Source organism: Serratia sp. CY55921, from assembly GCF_052167655.1.
GTDB classification, from domain to species: domain Bacteria; phylum Pseudomonadota; class Gammaproteobacteria; order Enterobacterales; family Enterobacteriaceae; genus Serratia; species Serratia ureilytica.
In genome coordinates this window covers 1,809,206-1,827,596 of the sequence record NZ_JBJNMU010000001.1, presented here as the reverse complement: position 1 = coordinate 1,827,596, position 18,391 = coordinate 1,809,206, and the positions used below count along the sequence as shown (strand labels likewise).

Genomic DNA, 18,391 nt, shown 5'->3' with positions numbered 1-18,391 from the left:
AAAGGGGATAGTAAAGGCTTTCCCGTTAAAGATCACGGTGAGTTATTATCCGCCGGGTGTGCAACCGGCTGCGTTGGGCGTTATACTGGGTAAAAAACCAGTATTCATTCATCAGCAGGATAATGCCACCGCCATGATGCCAAACCGCCTCGAGCCAGAACTCGACATTTATCAATACCCGGAGCACCTGCGCGCCTGCCTGACGCCGTTGCCTAAAGGGCCGGGCGTGTATGTGTTTCACGGTCAAAGCGAGAGCCTGCCGCTTTACATCGGTAAAAGCGTCAATATACGCAGCCGGGTGATGGCGCACTTTCGCGCGCAGGACGAGGCTAAAATGCTGCGCCAAACCCGACGCATCAGCTTTATCGAGACCGCCGGTGAGTTGGGCGCATTGCTGCTGGAGGCGCAGTTGATCAAACAACAACAGCCGTTGTTCAACAAACGTCTGCGGCGCTCGAAACAGCTGTGCGCGCTGCGCTTGCAGGCTGATGCGGTGACGATTGCTCACGCCAAAGAGATCGACTTCGCCGTCACGCCCCATCTCTACGGGCTGTTTGCCAATCGCCACGCCGCGTTGGAAAAGCTGCGCGCCATCGCCGACGAGCATCGTTTATGTTACGGCAAGCTGGGGATCGACAAGCTGCCGGCGGGGCGAGCCTGTTTCCGCTACAGCCTGCGCAAGTGCGCGGGCGCCTGCTGTGGCGTGGAGTCGGCGCAGGAGCATGCGCTGCGGCTCAGCGCGGCGCTTGAGCAGCTGCGTATCACCTGTTGGCCGTTCGCCGGGCGCGTGGCGCTGGAGGAGCAGGGCGAGACGCTGCGTCAGTACCATGTGATCCACAATTGGTTTTATCTGGGCTCGGTCGGCAATCTGGCGCAGGCGGAGCGGCTACAGAGCGCGGCCAGCCATTTCGACAGCGATGGCTACAAGATTTTGTGCAAGCCGCTTATCGCCGGCGATTACCCGATTATTGAGCTGCCATAAGGCCATAACGCTGGCGATAACCTAAGACTTATCCGTAAAATCAGGGCATTATGCTAAAAAAGCTTGAGTCCATAATGTTGTTATGGATAATAACGCCCCGAAGCGAAGGAACGCGCTATTAACTCAGTTGGCAGAGTGATTGGTTTTATAATGGCTTGTTTTGGCTTGAAAATTGATAGACGCGGGTTCGAGTCCTGCATAGCGCGCCAGCTTTCTTTCACTTCATCTCATCGCGCTTATCGTAAAGCGCACCCGGGTTGATTTGCACTATCGGCTCCTCGTTGGGATTTTCGGGTGTGCTTTACCGTAACCGCTGGCTTTCCTTCCTCTTTCTCTCTCGATCCTTTGCTAAACTGTAATCAGGCAGGCTTGCTGCCCGGCAACAGGAGGTCGATATGTCCCACTCCGAGCAACTGCAGGAACTCTTGCAACGCGTCGCCGCCCTCGAGGCGAGAGAGAAGGTGCTGACCGCCGCGTCCAACGCTTACCAGGCGATTATCACCACCATGTTGGGCAATATGGAGAAGACTGAACGTGATCGCATCATCGCGATGATCGATCAGGCCCATGAAATCGCCTACGCCCGCGCCATTCAACGCAGCAACGAACCGCAAAAGCAGAAAATCAAACAGGCCGACGACGTCGCCCAGCGCATGTTCATGTTTGCGCAAGGCAAAGCCGCTCAACCGCGCTGAAGCCGAACTATAACAGTTGCCGCCATTAAGTTGGTTAACTGATCTACCCGGCAAAACTGTACTTGTGTTACTTTTAGCGGTGAGATTTGATGGCAATGCTGTTTCCAGCATAAGGTTGTAACGATGGACGCGATTAAAAGCATCTTGGTTAAAGAGATTGAACAGATCAATCGGCGCGAAGGGCGCGACGGCAAGCCGCGCTTCAACAGCGAATTCGCCCGCACTCACCGCTATTTGTGCCTTGCCATGTTCGCCGGTTACTTCGCGGTGATCGCCGTGATGTATCAGGTGCCGTACATGGGGATGTATGCCTTCCTCGGCTTCACCGCCTTTGTGCTGTTCATGTTCGCCATGCTGCTGATAGAGATCCGGCCGGTCTACCGCTTTGAAGACATCGGGGTGCTGGATCTGCGGGTGTGCTATAACGGCGAGTGGTACTTCACCCGCGCGCTGTCGCCTTATGCGGTGCAGCAACTGCTGGATGAGCCGTCCATCGGCGCCGCGCTGAAACAGAAGATGAGAGTCATCATCGGCAACAAGGGCGAAATCGACTTCTACGACGTGTACGACATGGCCTACGGAAAAAAGCCTCAGGATGAGCCACCGCAGCTGGCGGCGGCAAACTGAAAGGTTTCCGGCCGGTGGCTTGTCGATTATACTCAGCGTTTGAACGCGAAGCAGAATGAGGACCAAGCGATGAGTGATGATATTTTCGATTTTGATATCGATGCCGAACTGGCGAAAGCCGAAGAAAAAGCGGCGCAGAAGGTAAAAGAGGTCCCTGAATTCCTCGAAGACGAAGCGGACTGCGAAGGTTGCAAGATCTGATCGCCTGACCCATAAAAAAACCGCCGCGGCGGTTTTTTTTATCTCTGAGCGTCCTCGGCATCAGTCCAGCATGAATCCCCAGATGAGGAACGCCGCCACCAGAATCAGGCAAAGCGCGGACACCGTCACCAGTATTTTCCCCAGAATGTCTTTTTCTTGTTCCCGCTGCGTCACGTTGAAATTATCCAATTAAAAGTCTATGGACCAAACCGGCGATGCTGAGATCGAGCGCCGCTACGCCCAGCGCCATGATCATCATCACCGAAAGAAATCGAGTCTTGCCGTTCACATCCCTAATCCCCGTTGGCGCCGCTGTTAAATTGTTTTTATATCAAACGGATATAATTCAGCGACGCCGTACTTCATGCATCATGATAGTGATTAAGAACGTTCTTAAGGCCAGAAGTTCCCTCATCTGATATCGCGGCCGCGTTAGTCGGTCACGATCCTGACGCCTATCTTGCTGACCTGATTGCCCTCCATTTCGGCAATGGTCCAGGTCAGGCCGTCCCACTCCACCTGGTCGCCGATCACCGGTTCACCGCCGATCAGCTGAATGACGAACTGCCCCAGCGTCTGTTGCTCGTCGACATCGTCTTGCAGATTGAGGCCATAAACCTGCGAGATGTCGCTTAAACGGGCGTCGGATTGCAGGATAAAGTCGCCGAAGAAGCGTTCGTCGAGCGTCACGGCCGGCGCTTGGCTAAACAGTTTGCCGAGGATCGGCAGATCGTGCTCATGGCCGATAACGCACAGGATATCGTTCTCGCGCAGCCGGGTACTGCCGCTAGGGTGCAGCAGCTCTTTGCCGCGGAACAGGGCGGCGATGCGGGTATTGGGCGGCATTTTCAGCTCGCGCAGCGCGGCACCGACGCACCAGTTTTCCGCCGAAAGCTGATACACAAACTGTTCCCACTGGTTTTCCGGGTGCACGTCCAGCCCAACGCGGGAGATCGGCGTCAGCGCCGGCGGCACGATCACCTTGGCCTTTTTGGCGGCGAACGACAGCGTGGTGCCTTGCAGCAGCAGGGAGACCAGCACCACGAAGAACGCCACGTTAAAGAACAGCTGGGCGTTGGGCAGCCCGGCCATCATCGGGAACACCGCCAGGATCACCGGTACCGCGCCGCGCAGGCCAACCCAGGAAATAAAGCCGCGTTCGCGCAGGGTAAAGCTGCGGAACGGCAGCAGGCCGATAAACACCGACAGCGGGCGTGCGAACAGGATCATCCACAGCGACAGCAGTAGGGCAGGGATGGCGATCGGCAACAGCTCATGCGGATTGAGCAGCAGGCCGAGCACCAGGAACATGCCGATCTGGCTGAGCCATGCCAGGCCATCGAAGGTTTGCACGATGCCGTGACGGTTGCGAATTGGACGGTTGCCCAGCAGCAGGCCGCACAGGTACACCGCCAGAATGCCGCTGCCGTCCAGCGCGGTGGTCAGCGCGAAAATAAGAATGCCGCCGCTCACCGCCAGCAGCGGGTAGAGGCCGTCCGCCAGCTTGATGTGGTTAATCAGCGTCAGCAGCAGCCAGCCGCCGCCGAGACCGAAGACGATGCCCATGCCGAACTGCTGCATCAGATGCAGCGGGAAGGTCCAGCTCAGCGCGGTTTCACCGGCGGCGATCATCGCAATCAGCGTGATGGTGAGAAATACCGCCATAGGATCGTTGCTGCCGGACTCGATCTCCAGCGTGGCGCTGACGCGTTCGTTCAGGCCTTTGCCGCCCAGCAGCGAAAATACCGCGGCGGCGTCGGTAGAACCGATGATGGCGCCGATCAGCAACCCCTGCAACAGATCGAGATTGAACAGCCAGGCGGCGGCCATGCCGGTCAGCCCGGCGGTGATCACCACGCCGACGGTGGCGAGAGACAGTGCCGGCCACAGGGCCACGCGGAACGAGCTGACCCGGGTGCGCATGCCGCCGTCGAGCAGGATCACCGCCAACGCGAGGTTGCTGACCAGATAAGCGACCGGGTAATTGCTGAAGACGATGCCACCGGGGCCGTCAACGCCGGCCAGCATGCCGATCGCCAGGAAGATCACCAGGATCGGAATGCCGAGCCGGGAAGAAAATGAGCTGAGCAGAATGCTTGCCCCCACCAGCACGGCACCGATGACGAACAAGCTGTTAATGGTGCTGGCATCCAAAATATCGTTCTCCTGAGGCTGGGGGATAGGGGACTCTGCGCGTATTTCGATGATAACGTGTTTAGTGGGTAAAACGCCAAGGCTGATTGCGAAAACAATCGATCAATTATTACCCTTTGGTGCGATTAAACTAAGAAAGTGAGGGGAAGAGGTGAAGTTCTGCCTTTTATCCAACATTATCAGGCTGCTGTATTTCGGTTTTGGCAACAATGCCGGGTTTGCACGGCGGGAAAAACCATTAAGCCCGCGCAGGCAGGCTTAATGGTTTGCAGGCGCGGTAGGGTTAATGGTCGAGCGATTCCAGCGACCGTTTGATCAGCTCGGTGGCCAGTTTGCGTTCCGCTTCGGAAATGCCGTCGAGATTGAAGTTGGAGAGCTCAGCGACCAAAACGCTGCGTTCTTTACCGCTGATCGAAGCGTCCAGCGCGGACAGCAACCTGCTGAGGATCTTCAGCAGGGTGGCGTTTTCCGCTACGGCTTCCTGAGCCTGGGTATTTTTATCGGTCATTCAAAATCCTCTCTGTCGTGACGGAAGGGAGAGACAGGTAACGCCATCGAATCAATCAAGCGATCGCGCAGCCCTTCGGGGGTTGAGCCCAATCACTACCGTAAGGCAGGGATCCGGATTTCTACTTATGCATTGCAGTTATAACGGCCATGTTATCTATGCCGCCGTATCACTTTGCCTTAACGGACGACGTCAAGCTGAACAATGTGTGCTCTGCATGCAAACGACCAGTATAGGCTTTTTGCGCGGCGGTAATATGACAGAAAACCCCTGCAAACATTCAGGTTTACAGGGGCCAGGTTTATTGCGGCTTGCCGGAGAACAGGAAGCGCAGCACCGGGATGCGTTTGTGCAGCTCATATAAAGCGAAGGCCAGCGAGAACACAAACAGCAAGCCCAGCAAGAACCCCAACAGGTTGTTGCCGATATAAGGCGTCACGAAAGCGCCATATATCAGGGTCAACGGATGGTGCACCAGATATATAAACAGCGAGGCGTTGACCAGATAGGTGATGCGCGGCGAGTGATAATTCAGCAGGTTATGCCCGAAAGAGAACACCACATTGGTCATCAGGATCCCCATTAGGGTTTTGATCACCACTTCCAGCTCGAACATATAGCTGCTGTGCGCCAACAGTTTCTGGTTCAGCATATATGCGATAAACAGCAGCAGCGAGCCGAGCAGCGCCAGCGGCGAACGGCGCAGAAAAATCTCTTTAAGCCACACATACTTAAACGCATAGGCGCCGAGGATGAAGAACGGCAGGTAGAACATCGTCTCCATCACCACGAAATTGAACAGGCCATTGGATAATAGCTGTGGCGCGAAAATTAAAATAATACGGTGCGCGGCCGAATAGCATACCGCATAAATAAAGAAACACAGTGAGATGTTTCCTAATCCACGCATTCTGTTGATTAACGCTGGAATAGGCTCGCGTGTTTGACGCTTGATTTTGCGGAACAGATAAAAGCAGGCGAAGGTTAACAATGACAGGGTCAATAAGAACCACAGATGAGACACCAATTCCCAAACTGTTACATTTATTTTCTGATAGAGAGAAAACTCGTCCCAGCCGTTTAATTTATCGGTGAAATATTTCAGCATGAAAAATTGCGGCACCGTAATTAGCGGGATGGAGCTCAACAGCGGGATCGCCACCCGCTCCAGCCTGACCTTCAGCCACTGATGGCGCTCGTAACGCTCGTAGAGCATGTAGGAGAAGTAGCCGGAAATCACGAAGAACACCTGCATGCGGAAGGCGTGGATGAAGTCGTTCAGCACCGTGAGTGAGAAGGAGGGCGACGCGCTGTTCACCGCCCAGGCGTGGCTGGAATAAATCAGGGAAAGGTGAAACGGAATGCCGAGCAGCATCAAATAGGCTCGGATCGAATCGAGGAAAAACTCGCGCTGTTTGCTGCCTTTAGTCATAGATTACCGCTGGTGATTTAATCGGGTGCTCATTAACACGCTTAATAAGTCGTCAAACGTTAAATTGTTATCCGGAACCCTACTATAGCCCCTCGCATTTTTCCATAGCGTCTTGTTGCGCGGCTTGCTACGCTGGTGCTCCATCAGCTGCTTAAACAATGAGCCGTAAACATGAACCATCCATTTATCATGTTGTCGGAAAGCTGAGTAATCCATTAATATGGATTTAAATGATTTGAGCACACGAATAGGGGGGGATGTGCTAGTTAATATATTATCCGGACAACCACGCGCCGCGAGCGTTCGTTGGTTAGGTGCTACCGTATTGTTCACGCTGTTCAGTTCGCCGGCATGGGCCTTTTCTATTGATGATGTGGCCAAGCAGGCGCAGGATCTGGCTGCGAAAGGTTTCGAAGCCCCGAAGAGCAACCTTCCTTCTCAGTTCCGCGAGATGAAGTTCGCAGACTATCAGCAGATTCAGTTCAATCACGATAAAGCCTATTGGAGCAAGCTGAAAACCCCTTTCAAGCTTGAGTTTTATCATCAGGGGATGTATTTCGATACGCCGGTGAAAATCAACGAAGTCACCTCTACCAGCGTAAAACAGATCAAGTACAGCCCGGATTACTTCAACTTCGGCTCGGTCAAACACGATCCTGAATCAGTGAAGAACCTCGGCTTTGCCGGCTTCAAGGTGCTCTACCCGATCAACAGCGCCGACAAAAACGATGAGATTATGAGCCTGCTGGGCGCGAGCTATTTCCGCGTGGTGGGTAAAGGGCAGGTTTACGGGCTTTCCGCTCGTGGCCTGGCTATCGATACCGCTTTGCCTTCCGGCGAAGAGTTCCCGCGTTTCCGCGAATTCTGGGTTGAGCGTCCGAAGCAGGGCGACAAACACCTGGTGATCTACGCGCTGCTGGATTCCCCGCGCGCCACCGGCGCTTACCGTTTCACGGTGATCCCGGGCCGTGACACCACCGTGGACGTCGAGTCCAAAGTGTTCTTGCGCGATAAGGTGGGCAAATTGGGCCTGGCGCCGCTGACCAGCATGTTCCTGTTCGGGCCGAACCAGCCGTCGCCGACGCTGAACTACCGCCCGGCGCTGCACGATTCCAACGGTCTGTCTATCCATGCCGGCAACGGCGAGTGGATCTGGCGTCCGCTGAACAATCCTAAACACCTGTCCGTCAGCACCTATACCGTTGAGAATCCGAAAGGCTTCGGTCTGCTGCAGCGCGGTCGCAACTTCAAAGAGTACGAAGATCTGGACGATCGTTACGATCTGCGCCCGAGCGCCTGGATCGAACCGAAAGGCGACTGGGGCAAAGGCAAGGTCGAGCTGGTGGAGATCCCAACGGCGGATGAAACCAACGACAACATCGTCGCGTTCTGGACGCCGGATACCTTGCCGGAAGCCAAAAAACCGCTGACGCTGAGCTACCGTCTGAACTTCACCCGCGATGAAGACAAACTGCATTCGCAAGACATCGCCTATGTGGCACGGACCATGCGTTCGACCGGTGACGTGAAGCAGTCCAACCTGATCCGCGAGCCTGACGGCAGCGTCGCCTTCCTGGTCGATTTCGTCGGCCCGGTGCTGAAAGCGCTGGACGCCAATACGCCGGTCGCTTCTCAGATCAGCATCGGCGACAACGGTGAAATGGTAGAAAACAACGTCCGCTATAACCCAGTGACCAAAGGCTGGCGCCTGACGGTGCGTCTGAAAGTGAAAGACGACAAGAAGCCGGTAGAAATGCGCGCGGCGCTGGTGAATGGCGATAAGACACTGTCGGAAACCTGGAGCTATCAGCTACCTGCCAATGAATAAGCCTACTCAACCCGCCCAGGATTATCTTGCGGCGCTGCCTCTGACCGCCGAGCGGTCGGAGGCGCTTACCCCTAAAACGGCGGATGACGCTCAGGCTCTGGAGGCGCTCCATCGGCAGATGGGCGCCGCCGACGCCAACGTCAATAGCCTGTCGGCGGATGACGTGGCGCTGGCCTCGGTCAAACCGCGCATCGAAAGCGCCTGGCCGGATGCGGTCAGCGATGACGACTTCGATACCGACGCCGAAGGGCGCGCCATTCTGAAGGCGACGCCGCCGATCAAACGCACCACCATGTTCCCGGAAGCCTGGCGCACCAACCCGGTGGCGCGCTTCTGGGATTCTCTGCTGGGGCGGTCGCCGCACAATCGGCACGCCACCAAAGAGGAGGCCGAGGCCGAGAACCGCTGGCGTACCGTTGGCTCCATGCGCCGCTATGTGCTGCTGGTGCTGATGCTGGTGCAAACCGGCATCGCCACCTGGTACATGAAAACCATCTTGCCTTACCAGGGCTGGGCGCTGATCGATCCTATCGCCATGCTGGACCAGGATCTGATGCAGTCGGTGCTGCAGCTGCTGCCGTATGTGCTGCAAACCGGCATTCTGATCCTGTTCGCCGTGCTGTTCTGCTGGGTCTCGGCCGGTTTCTGGACCGCGCTGATGGGCTTCCTGCAGCTGCTGATCGGCAAGGACAAATACAGCATTTCCTCCACCATCAAGGGCGATGAGCCGATCAACCCGGCGCACCGTACCGCGCTGATCATGCCGATCTGCAACGAAGACGTCGAACGCGTGTTCGCCGGCCTGCGCGCGACCTATGAGTCCGTCGCCGCGACCGGTCAGCTGGAACACTTCGATATCTACGTGCTGAGCGACAGCTACGATCCGGACATCTGCGTGGCCGAGCAAAAGGCGTGGATGGAGCTGTGCCGCGATGTCGACGGCCACGGCCGCATCTTCTATCGCCGCCGTCGCCGCCGCGTCAAACGCAAGAGCGGCAACATCGACGACTTCTGCCGTCGCTGGGGCGGTGAGTACAGCTACATGGTGATCCTGGATGCCGACAGCGTGATGAGCGGCGAATGCCTCACCGGGCTGGTTCGCCTGATGGAAGCCAACCCGAACGCCGGCATCATCCAGTCCGCGCCGAAGGCGTCCGGCATGGATACCCTGTACGCGCGCGTGCAGCAGTTCGCTACCCGCGTTTACGGGCCGCTGTTTACCGCCGGTCTGCATTTCTGGCAGCTGGGCGAGTCGCACTACTGGGGCCATAACGCCATCATCCGCGTGAAGCCGTTTATCGAGCACTGTGCGCTGGCGCCGCTGCCGGGCGAGGGCTCCTTCGCCGGTTCTATCTTGTCGCACGACTTCGTTGAAGCGGCGCTGATGCGCCGCGCCGGCTGGGGCGTGTGGATCGCTTACGATCTGCCGGGCAGTTACGAAGAGCTGCCGCCGAACCTGCTGGACGAGCTGAAACGCGACCGTCGCTGGTGCCACGGCAACCTGATGAACTTCCGCCTGTTCCTGGTGAAGGGCATGCACCCGGTGCACCGCGCGGTGTTCCTCACCGGCGTGATGTCCTACCTGTCGGCGCCGCTGTGGTTCATGTTCCTGGCGCTCTCCACCGCATTGCAGGTGGTGCATACCCTGATGGAGCCGCAATACTTCCTGCAGCCGCGGCAGCTGTTCCCGGTCTGGCCGCAGTGGCGGCCCGAGCTGGCGATAGCGCTGTTCTCCACCACGCTGGTGCTGCTGTTCCTGCCGAAGCTGCTCAGCATCGTGCTGATCTGGGCCAAGGGGGCGAAAGAGTATGGCGGCGCGTTCCGTTTGTTCATTTCGATGCTGATGGAAATGCTGTTCTCGGTGCTGTTGGCGCCGGTGCGCATGTTGTTCCATACCGTGTTCGTGGTGAGCGCCTTCCTCGGTTGGGAAGTGGTGTGGAATTCGCCACAGCGTGACGACGACGACACGCCGTGGGGCGAAGCGTTCCGCCGCCATGGCTCGCAGATGTTGCTGGGCCTGGTGTGGGCCGGCGGCATGGCGTGGTTGGATCTGCGTTTCCTGTGGTGGCTGTCGCCAATCGTGTTCTCGCTGATCCTGTCGCCGTTCGTGTCGGTGCTGTCGAGCCGCGCGACGCTGGGCATGAAAAGCAAACGCGCCAAGCTGTTCCTGATCCCGGAAGAGTACAATCCGCCGCGTGAGCTGCTGGCGACGGAAGAGTACCTGCATCTCAACCGCAACCGGGCGTTGACCAACGGCTTTATGCACGCGGTGGTCAACCCGTCCTTCAACGCGTTGGCGACGGCGCTGGCGACGGCGCGTCACCACCTGCGCGCGACGCTCGATCGCAATCGCGAGGAGCGGGTAAACGAAGCGCTGCAGCTGGGGCCGGAGAAGCTGGTGAAGGGCAAGCGTCTGGAACTGCTGAGCGATCCGGTCACGCTGGCTCGTCTGCACCAGCGCGTCTGGCTGCTGCCGGAAGGCGCCGCCTGGCGTGAACACTACCAGCAGTTGCCGCACAACCCGCTGGCGCACCCAACGGGCCGGCGTTAATCGCTTAGCGGCAACGCTTAGACGGGGAATGCGCACGGCGCGTTCCCCGTTTTTTTTTACCTTTTGCCTGAGCGCGCCGGTGCCGGTGAAAAAAGGGAACTGTGATAGACTGCGGCCGATGCGTTGTTCACTCGCGAAACAACCCCTTTCTCAGAGTCAATGTCGTGAAGCTCTCTTCCTACTTTCGCCTGGCCTGCGTGACGGCCGGCGTGATGGCCCTAACCGGCTGCGGCAGCATCATCAGCCGCACCGTGCCCGGCGCCGGGCACGGTCATCAGTATTATCCCGGCGTGCAGTGGGATCTGCGCGATACGCCCTGGCGCTACGTCACGGTGATAGACGTGCCGCTGTCGATGGTGGTGGACACCTTTATGCTGCCGTTCGATGCGCAGCATGGCCCCTACGAGTAACTTCGTTCAGCGGGTGGCGAACACCACCAGCTGGTAGCCTTTCTGCCCGCAATGGAAAGGCGCCAGCGCCGTCATCCCCAGCCCTTGCACGTGAGCGGCCAACGAATGCGGATTGTCGTCGTCGATAAACAGTGCGCCCACGTCGTAATCATGGCGGGTGTGCGCTTTGACTGCGGCGTAGAGGCGCTTTAATACGCCTTTGCCGCGCCAGGCCATGCTGAGGCAGACCGGGCCGTAGAGAAATACCCGCTGCTCACGCAGCGGCCGTCCGGCGAAGGAGTGCGTGGCGAGCGTCGCCAGCATCGCATCCACCACCGGCGGCCGCGGCTGCGCGTCGGCGGGCATCAGGCAAACGAACCCCGCCAGTTGACCTTCCTGTTCCGCCACCCATATGCCGATGCCGCGGTTGATCGCCGTCAGCTGCGCCTCATTCATGCGCGATACGATAAATCCTTGCCGTTTTTGGCGCTCATCGAGCGCTTCCGGCACGTTTTCCGCCTGCAGCTGCAAAATGGCGGGGTAGTCGGTGGGGCGGGCCTGGCGAATGTTCATGCTGCCTCCTTGGCGTTCAAAGCGTCGTGCGGGTTAACGTTCATCCCACTCATCGGCGGCGGCCTGGCCTTCTTCGGTATCCAACGGCGGCTCGAGCTGGAAGTCGCCTTCCTCCCATTCGTACAGGGTGTTTTCGTCTATCCACTCGGCGGTGATTTCCACCTCGTCGTAGTCACCGTCGAAGATCGCCTGCGCCGCCGCACCGCTGCGCAGCGTCAGGCATTCCACCGCCTCGCCTTCTTCTTCGAAGAACTCCGCCTGCCACATCGTGTCGCCATCCTGCATCACGTACTTTTGCAGATTGAACTGCTGCGGCACCGGCGGTTCGTCACCGCCGCCGCCTTCGGCGGTGTCGAGAAACTCTTCGCGTGCGGCCTCGATGGCTTCTTCCAGGGTTGCATACAGGCTCATGTTCGCCTCCGTTGACAATGAGAGTAAAGCGTCCGGCGTGCTGCCGGCGCGGTGGGGGAAAACGTCAAAACTAATTGTTGTCTCACTGGCGCAGGATGCAAATTTTTTTGTTGTCCGCTCTGCGACGACGGTTGTCCGCAAAGCGGGAGAAGCAGGCGCGGAGGCGGGAAATAATGACGGTATCGTTCACTCAGGCATCAGGAGAAGCCCATGTTAATCGACCCTTCAAGCAAATACCGACCGTTCCCGCCGGTGACGTTACCGGATCGCCAGTGGCCTTCGCGTACCCTGCGACAGGCGCCGCGCTGGTGCTCCAGCGATCTGCGCGACGGCAACCAGGCGCTGGCGGAGCCTATGGATAACGCGCGCAAGCGCGAGTTCTATCAGCTGCTGTTGCAGTGCGGTTTCAAAGAGATTGAGGTGGCTTTCCCTTCGGCGTCGCAAACGGACTTCGACTTTGTGCGCGCCCTGATCGACGAGCGGCTGATCCCGGACGATGCCACCATTCAGGTGCTGACGCAGTCGCGCGACGATCTGATCGACCGCACCTTCGAGGCGCTGCAGGGGGCGCCGCGGGCTATCGTGCATCTGTATAACGCCACGGCGCCGATGTTTCGCGACATCGTGTTCCGCCAGGATAAGGCGGCTACCGTGGCGCTAGCGGTGAACGGCGCGCGGCGCATTCGCCGGCATTGCGAGGCGCAGCCTGATACCGTCTGGTGCTTCGAATATTCGCCGGAAACCTTCTGCTTTACCGAATTGGCGTTCGCGCTGGAGATCTGCGAAGCGGTGGCGGATGTTTGGCAACCGGGGGCACAGCGGCCGATGATCATCAACCTGCCGGCGACGGTGGAGGTGAGTACGCCCAACGTGTATGCCGATCAGATCGAATGGTTCTGTCGCCACTTCAGCCGTCGCGCTGATGTGACGATCGGCGTGCACCCGCATAACGATCGCGGCACCGGCGTCGCCTGCGCCGAGCTGGCGCTGCTGGCCGGCGCCGATCGGGTCGAAGGCTGCCTGTTCGGCAACGGCGAGCGTACCGGCAACGTTGATCTGGTCACGCTGGCGTTGAATCTCTATACCCAGGGCGTGGCGCCGGGCCTGGACTTCAGCCGCTTGAAGCAGGTGGTGGAGGTGGTGGAGCAGTGCAATCAGCTGCCGGTACATCCTCGCCATCCTTATGCCGGTGAGTTGGTGTTTACCGCCTTCTCCGGATCGCATCAGGATGCGATCAAGAAAGGCTTCGCCGCGCAACGGCAGCGGCAAGATGGCTGGTGGCAGGTGCCTTACCTGCCGCTCGATCCCGCCGATGTCGGCTGCAGCTATGAGGCGGTGATCCGGGTTAACAGCCAGTCCGGCAAAAGCGGCGCCGCCTGGCTGTTGGAGCAGAACCATGGGCTGGCGTTGCCGCGCGGTTTGCAGATTGATTTCAGCCAGGTGGTCCAGCGGGCGACCGACGGCAGCGGTAAGGAAATGAGCGTCGCGCAGCTGTGGCGCTTATTCCGCGACACTTACGGGCTGGTGGAGCAGCCGCGCTTGCAGCTGTTGAGCTATCAAACGGAAAGTCACGGCGTGGAAGCGTACAGTTTCAACGCGCGAGTCGCCTGGCAGGGGGAGCCTCTGCAGCTGCAGGGGGCCGGCAACGGCCTGCTTTCCAGCGCGGTGGATGCGCTGCGCCAACGCTTCGGTTTGCGGTTGGCTATCGAAGATTACCACGAGCATACGCTGGGGCATCAGAGCGACAGCCGAGCGGTGGCTTACATTCGCTGCGTTTTGCCGTACGGCGAGGCGAGCTACGGCGTTGGCATCGACGTCGACTCCGCCAGCGCTTCGCTGCAGGCGTTGTTCAACGTCGCCGGGCGCTATCTGGCGTCAACGTCGGCGCGGCCCGGCTGAAATAGTCGCTGGGCGCGACCCCCAGCACCCGGCGAAACATGGCGCTGAACGCGCTGGGGCTGTCATAGCCGAGATCCAGCGCCACTTCCAACACCGAACGTCCGATCGCCAGCGCGTTCAGCGCCGCCAGTAAACGGGCGCGTCGCACCCAATCGCCAAAACGCAGCCCGGTTTCTCGCTGGAAGCGCCGCGACAGGGTGCGTCCGCTGACATTGAGGCGTTCGGCCGCCTGTTCCAGCGTCCAGGGCTGCGCCAGCGTGGCCTGAATATGGCGGCACAGGGCGAGCAGCGAGGCCTCGCGCGGCTCGGGCAGGTGCAGCGGCAAGCTCGGCAGTACCCGTAATTCATCCAGAATCAACTCCATGATGCGCTCGTCGCGCCCGCCGCTGGGGTAGCCGGGCGCAATCTCCATCGCGCTGATAATCAGCTCGCGCAGCAGCGGCGACACCTGCACCACCTGGCACTGAGCCGGCAGATCGGCGCGCGCCAGCGGATCGATGAACAACGTCCTGGCCGCTACCTGGCCGGTGATGCGCAGACTGTGCACCACTTTCGCCGGTACCCAGACGCCGCGGCCGGGCGGCACCACCCAACTGCCGAGCCGGGTAGTGACCTGCACCACGCCGCTCAGGCTGTGGATCAGCTGCGCGCAGTTATGGTAGTGCTCCGGCTCGCTGTCGCCATGATGATAATCCCTGGCTAACGGCCGGACAGGCTGATCGGGCGGCAGAACGTCGTGAAAAAATAGCATCGCTGGCGCCCTCCGCGCGGCAAAAGGATAAGACCAAACAGCATGCCATGCGGCGTTATTTCACGCCAGCCGGTGGCTTTGTGTGCGAATACTTTATAAAATAATATTATATAATTTTATATATTGATGGAGGGGCAATGGATATTGACGCGATGCGTAAGGCGGCGACGCAGGCCGGCGCGATGCTGCGCATCCTGGGCAACGAAGATCGGCTGCTGCTGCTGTGCCGGCTCAGTCAGGGCGAGATGGCGGTAAGCGAGCTGGCGCAGGCGCTGGATATCCGCCAGCCGACGCTGTCCCAGCAGCTTGGCGTGCTGCGGGAGGAAGGGTTGGTGTCCACCCGGCGCGCCGGCAAGCAGATTTACTATGCGGTGGCCGATGCCAAAGCGCTGGCGCTGCTCCATACCCTGTATCAGCTTTATTGCCCACAACCGGAGAACCGCGATGACCATTGACTGGCAACACTTCACGCCTTATTCCGCGCTGGCGGGCGGGGCCATTATCGGCGGCGCGGTGGCGCTGCTGCTGCTGTTCAACGGCCGGATCGCCGGCATCAGCGGCATTACCGGCGGTGTATTGAGTGCCGCTGGCCAGGAGCGGGGCTGGCGCGCCGCATTTATTGGCGGGTTGCTGCTCTCTCCCTGGCTGTATGCTGCTGCGGCGGCTTTGCCTCCTGGTGAGATCGCGGCCGGCAGCGGCTGGCTGGCGATCGCGGGGCTGTTGGTGGGATTGGGCACTCGATTGGGCAGCGGTTGCACCAGCGGGCATGGCGTGTGCGGCGTCGCACGGTTGGCGCCGCGTTCGCTGGCCGCCACGGCGGTGTTTATGCTGCTGGGCTTTATGACCGTGTGGTTGATGCGCCACCTGGCGGGAGGTTGAGAATGCTTAAAACGCTGTTGGCGCTGCTGAGCGGCGTCATTTTTGGTCTGGGGCTGATCGTCGCCGGCATGGCCAATCCGGCCAAAGTGTTGGCGTTTCTCGACGTTACCGGCGCGTGGGATCCCTCGCTGGCGTTGGTGATGGCTGGTGCGATCGCGGTGGCGGCGCCGGCCTTCCTGTGGGCGAGGCGACGAGAGCGTAGCCTGTTGGGGGAAACGCTGCAGATCCCGGCCGCCGGGCGTCTGGATCGTCGTTTGCTGGCGGGCAGCGCGCTGTTCGGCATCGGCTGGGGTATCGCGGGTATTTGCCCCGGCCCAGCCTGGGTGTTGGCCGGGGCGGAGATAAGCCGGGTATGGCCGTTCCTGCTGGCAATGCTGGCGGGCATGGCGCTGTATGACGTTATCATGAGGAGGAGGAGGACATGTCGATAGCCAAAGCGGTGTTGCGCATTGCGCGCCCGACCGATCGGTTGCAAGAGATTGCTACGCTGTATTGCCGCGGGTTGGGGTTCGAAAAGCTGGGCGAGTTTGTCGATCATCAGGGCTTTGACGGCATGATGATCGGGCATCCGCAGCATGCCTACCATCTGGAGTTCACGCAGCATCGCGGGGTACGGGTCGGGCAGGCGCCGACGCAGGATCATCTGCTGGTATTTTATCTGCCGGATGAGAACGAATGGCGGGCCGCGTGTGAGCGGATGCGGGAGGCGGGATTCTTATCGGTCGCCGCCTATAATCCCTATTGGGATCGGGCGGGGCAAACCTTTGAAGATCCTGATGGCTACCGGGTGGTATTGCAGCATCAGGCTTGGCAAGCATAAAAAAACCGGCGCATCGAGCGCCGGTTTGCGAGATAAAACGGGCTATCCGTCAGGCGTTGGTCGCCGGTTTTTGCGCGCTCTTGGACTGGGTATTTTCCAGCATGCGGCGAATCGGCACGATCAGCACGATAAGCACGGCGGCGCAGATCAGCAACGCGACTGAGCAGCGGGCGAACAGATTCGGCAGCATATCCAGTTGGTCGGCCTTGACGTGACCGCCGATCAGACCGGCTGCCAGGTTGCCCAACGCGCTGGCGCAGAACCACAGCCCCATCATCTGACCGCGCATTCTCTCCGGCGCCAGCAGCGTCATGGTGGCCAGCCCGATCGGGCTCAGGCACAGTTCACCCAGCGTCAGCATCAGAATGCTGCCCACCAGCCACATCGGCGATACGCCGGCGCCGCCGTTGCTCAGCACATTCTGCGCGGCCAGCATCATCAGGCCAAAACCGCCGGCGGCGCACAGGATGCCGATCACGAACTTGGTGATGCTGCTCGGACGCACGTTATTGCGTGCCAGTGCAGGCCAGGCCCAGCTGAAGACCGGCGCCAGCAGGATGATGAACAGGGCGTTGATCGACTGGAACCATACCGCCGGGATCTCGAAGTCGCCGATCATGCGATTGGTGTAATCGTTGGCGAACAGGTTAAACGAGGTCGGTTTCTGTTCAAACGCTGACCAGAAGAACGCGGCGGAGATCAGCAGGATGAAGCACACCAGCAGGCGTGCGCGCTCTTTGCGGCTCAGGCCGGCAAAGGCGAACAGATAGATGAAGTACAACGTGACCGACGCGGCGATCACGTACACCAGCAGGCTGGCCACCTCGACCGGATTGATGACGATAGTGCCTTGGGCGATCAGCACGATGACCGCCACCAGGATGGCCGCCAACGCCAGCAACCAGGCGCCGACGCCTTTTTTCTTCGCGACCGGGCTGTTCCAGGTGGAGTCCAGGCCCACTTCGCGGTCATAGCGTTTCATCGCCGGGACGGCGAACACCCGGAAGATCACCAACGCCACCAGCATCCCGATACCGCCGATGCCGAAGCCCCAGTGCCAGCCGTGTGACTTGATCAGCCAGCCGGAGATCAGCGGGGCGATGAACGAACCGATGTTGATGCCCATGTAGAACAGCGAGAAACCGCCGTCGCGACGCGCATCGCCTTTCTTGTACAGCGTACCGACCATCACCGAGATACAGGTCTTGAACAGGCCGGAACCGAGCACGATGAACATCAGACCGATGAAGAACAGGTTGGTGCCCATCACTGCGGACAGCGCGATCGACAGGTGGCCGAGGGCGATCAGGATAGACCCGTACCAGACGGCCTTGCGTTGGCCGAGCCAATTGTCCGCCAGCCAGCCGCCCGGCAGTGCCGCCAGGTACATGCTGCCGGCGAAAATGCCGACGATCGCCGACGCGTTCTCACGCGCCAGACCCAGGCCGCCGTCGTACACGGTGGCGGCCATAAACAGGATCAGCAGCGGACGGATGCCGTAGAACGAAAAGCGTTCCCACATTTCGGTGAAGAACAGAGAACCCAGCGGATAGGGATGGCCGAAGAAGGTCCGGCTTTCTGACTTATTGACAGAGGATTGCATAACGATTTCCCAATAAAAAGGCGCTGCATGGCTGCAGCCCGTACTGTGGTTGTATGTGTATTTAATGAAGGCGATCCGCCCAATGCGG

The 18,391-nt window shown here is 59.3% G+C and carries 20 protein-coding genes and 1 tRNA gene; 13 read left to right on the top strand and 8 right to left on the bottom strand.

Translation table 11 applies throughout. The annotated features are described in order from the left end of the window. The first annotated feature begins 133 nt into the window (after nucleotides 1-133). The 5 genes from cho (at nucleotide 134) to ACJ8M3_RS08885 (ending at nucleotide 2,505) form a co-directional block, all read left to right on the top strand. Complete coding sequence (cho, locus tag ACJ8M3_RS08905) at nucleotides 134-982, top strand: excinuclease Cho (RefSeq protein WP_046688459.1); 849 nt, start codon at nucleotides 134-136, stop codon at nucleotides 980-982. 112 nt (nucleotides 983-1,094) lie between these two features. After that, nucleotides 1,095-1,191 (top strand) — tRNA-OTHER (locus ACJ8M3_RS08900). Between the two features lie 186 nt (nucleotides 1,192-1,377). Beyond that, nucleotides 1,378-1,677, top strand: a complete 300-nt coding sequence (locus ACJ8M3_RS08895; RefSeq protein WP_347882766.1) for a sigma-S stabilization anti-adapter protein IraP — start codon at nucleotides 1,378-1,380, stop codon at nucleotides 1,675-1,677. Between the two features lie 123 nt (nucleotides 1,678-1,800). Beyond that, the gene (locus ACJ8M3_RS08890) at nucleotides 1,801-2,304 is read left to right on the top strand and encodes a YlaC family protein (RefSeq protein WP_033642651.1); all 504 of its coding nucleotides are present in this window, start codon (nucleotides 1,801-1,803) and stop codon (nucleotides 2,302-2,304) included. A gap of 69 nt (nucleotides 2,305-2,373) precedes the next feature. Further along, nucleotides 2,374-2,505: a hypothetical protein gene (locus ACJ8M3_RS08885; RefSeq protein ID WP_015377413.1), complete on the top strand. Its 132-nt coding sequence runs from the start codon at nucleotides 2,374-2,376 to the stop codon at nucleotides 2,503-2,505. A gap of 60 nt (nucleotides 2,506-2,565) precedes the next feature. Here the strand turns inward: ACJ8M3_RS08885 and ACJ8M3_RS08880 are convergent, their stop codons facing one another. The 4 genes from ACJ8M3_RS08880 to mdoC all read right to left on the bottom strand — a co-directional run bounded on the left by ACJ8M3_RS08880 (nucleotide 2,566) and on the right by mdoC (nucleotide 6,599). Next, entirely contained in the window at nucleotides 2,566-2,694 is a 129-nt protein-coding gene (locus tag ACJ8M3_RS08880; RefSeq protein ID WP_033642652.1) for a hypothetical protein, read from the bottom strand. Nucleotides 2,695-2,937: 243 nt separating this feature from the next. Then, nucleotides 2,938-4,659 carry a potassium/proton antiporter gene (locus ACJ8M3_RS08875; protein WP_004927894.1) on the bottom strand — a complete coding sequence of 574 codons (1,722 nt, stop codon included), beginning with the start codon at nucleotides 4,657-4,659 and terminating at the stop codon, nucleotides 2,938-2,940. 283 nt (nucleotides 4,660-4,942) lie between these two features. Then, a complete protein-coding gene (locus ACJ8M3_RS08870; RefSeq protein ID WP_033642653.1) occupies nucleotides 4,943-5,167 on the bottom strand; it encodes a hypothetical protein in 225 nt (74 codons plus the stop codon). A 301-nt stretch (nucleotides 5,168-5,468) separates the two neighbouring features. Further along, nucleotides 5,469-6,599: a glucans biosynthesis protein MdoC gene (mdoC, locus tag ACJ8M3_RS08865; RefSeq protein ID WP_042784177.1), complete on the bottom strand. Its 1,131-nt coding sequence runs from the start codon at nucleotides 6,597-6,599 to the stop codon at nucleotides 5,469-5,471. Nucleotides 6,600-6,858: 259 nt separating this feature from the next. Between mdoC and mdoG the strand changes: the two genes are divergently transcribed. The 3 genes from mdoG to ACJ8M3_RS08850 all read left to right on the top strand — a co-directional run bounded on the left by mdoG (nucleotide 6,859) and on the right by ACJ8M3_RS08850 (nucleotide 11,388). Further along, on the top strand, nucleotides 6,859-8,427 hold the full coding sequence (gene mdoG / locus ACJ8M3_RS08860; RefSeq protein ID WP_169539530.1) for a glucans biosynthesis protein MdoG: 1,569 nt from the start codon (nucleotides 6,859-6,861) through the stop codon (nucleotides 8,425-8,427). Beyond that, nucleotides 8,420-10,978, top strand: a complete 2,559-nt coding sequence (gene mdoH, locus ACJ8M3_RS08855) for a glucans biosynthesis glucosyltransferase MdoH (RefSeq protein WP_033650723.1) — start codon at nucleotides 8,420-8,422, stop codon at nucleotides 10,976-10,978. Before mdoG ends, mdoH begins: the two co-directional genes overlap by 8 nt. Nucleotides 10,979-11,142: 164 nt before the next feature. Continuing rightward, nucleotides 11,143-11,388, top strand: coding sequence for a YceK/YidQ family lipoprotein (locus ACJ8M3_RS08850; RefSeq protein ID WP_033642658.1), 246 nt, complete (start codon nucleotides 11,143-11,145; stop codon nucleotides 11,386-11,388). Between the two features lie 6 nt (nucleotides 11,389-11,394). Here ACJ8M3_RS08850 and ACJ8M3_RS08845 read toward each other — a convergent pair whose 3' ends face one another. Together ACJ8M3_RS08845 and ACJ8M3_RS08840 are read right to left on the bottom strand one after the other, a co-directional pair. Then, nucleotides 11,395-11,940, bottom strand: a complete 546-nt coding sequence (locus ACJ8M3_RS08845; protein ID WP_033650724.1) for a GNAT family N-acetyltransferase — start codon at nucleotides 11,938-11,940, stop codon at nucleotides 11,395-11,397. 33 nt (nucleotides 11,941-11,973) lie between these two features. Beyond that, complete coding sequence (locus tag ACJ8M3_RS08840; protein WP_015377419.1) at nucleotides 11,974-12,351, bottom strand: MysB family protein; 378 nt, start codon at nucleotides 12,349-12,351, stop codon at nucleotides 11,974-11,976. Between the two features lie 210 nt (nucleotides 12,352-12,561). Here ACJ8M3_RS08840 and leuA point away from each other — a divergent pair, with 210 nt between their 5' ends. Continuing rightward, the gene (leuA, locus tag ACJ8M3_RS08835; protein WP_089196914.1) at nucleotides 12,562-14,250 is read left to right on the top strand and encodes a 2-isopropylmalate synthase; all 1,689 of its coding nucleotides are present in this window, start codon (nucleotides 12,562-12,564) and stop codon (nucleotides 14,248-14,250) included. Here the strand turns inward: leuA and ACJ8M3_RS08830 are convergent. Next, nucleotides 14,201-15,001 carry an AraC family transcriptional regulator gene (locus tag ACJ8M3_RS08830; protein ID WP_033642662.1) on the bottom strand — a complete coding sequence of 267 codons (801 nt, stop codon included), beginning with the start codon at nucleotides 14,999-15,001 and terminating at the stop codon, nucleotides 14,201-14,203. The two genes, leuA and ACJ8M3_RS08830, sit on opposite strands and share 50 nt — an antisense overlap. A gap of 137 nt (nucleotides 15,002-15,138) precedes the next feature. Here ACJ8M3_RS08830 and ACJ8M3_RS08825 point away from each other — a divergent pair, with 137 nt between their 5' ends. The 4 genes from ACJ8M3_RS08825 to ACJ8M3_RS08810 are packed head-to-tail and all read left to right on the top strand — an operon-like array spanning nucleotide 15,139 to nucleotide 16,700. Continuing rightward, a complete protein-coding gene (locus ACJ8M3_RS08825; RefSeq protein ID WP_089196915.1) occupies nucleotides 15,139-15,456 on the top strand; it encodes an ArsR/SmtB family transcription factor in 318 nt (105 codons plus the stop codon). Continuing rightward, nucleotides 15,446-15,880: a YeeE/YedE family protein gene (locus tag ACJ8M3_RS08820; protein ID WP_089196916.1), complete on the top strand. Its 435-nt coding sequence runs from the start codon at nucleotides 15,446-15,448 to the stop codon at nucleotides 15,878-15,880. The genes ACJ8M3_RS08825 and ACJ8M3_RS08820 overlap by 11 nt, the downstream gene beginning before the upstream one ends. Nucleotides 15,881-15,882: 2 nt before the next feature. Beyond that, nucleotides 15,883-16,311: a YeeE/YedE family protein gene (locus ACJ8M3_RS08815; RefSeq protein WP_033650730.1), complete on the top strand. Its 429-nt coding sequence runs from the start codon at nucleotides 15,883-15,885 to the stop codon at nucleotides 16,309-16,311. Then, nucleotides 16,302-16,700: a VOC family protein gene (locus tag ACJ8M3_RS08810; protein ID WP_046686846.1), complete on the top strand. Its 399-nt coding sequence runs from the start codon at nucleotides 16,302-16,304 to the stop codon at nucleotides 16,698-16,700. Before ACJ8M3_RS08815 ends, ACJ8M3_RS08810 begins: the two co-directional genes overlap by 10 nt. 49 nt (nucleotides 16,701-16,749) lie before the next feature. On the opposite strand, the gene ACJ8M3_RS08805 is transcribed toward ACJ8M3_RS08810, so the two are convergent. Then, on the bottom strand, nucleotides 16,750-18,303 hold the full coding sequence (locus ACJ8M3_RS08805) for a peptide MFS transporter (RefSeq protein ID WP_089196917.1): 1,554 nt from the start codon (nucleotides 18,301-18,303) through the stop codon (nucleotides 16,750-16,752). Nucleotides 18,304-18,391 lie beyond the last annotated feature (88 nt).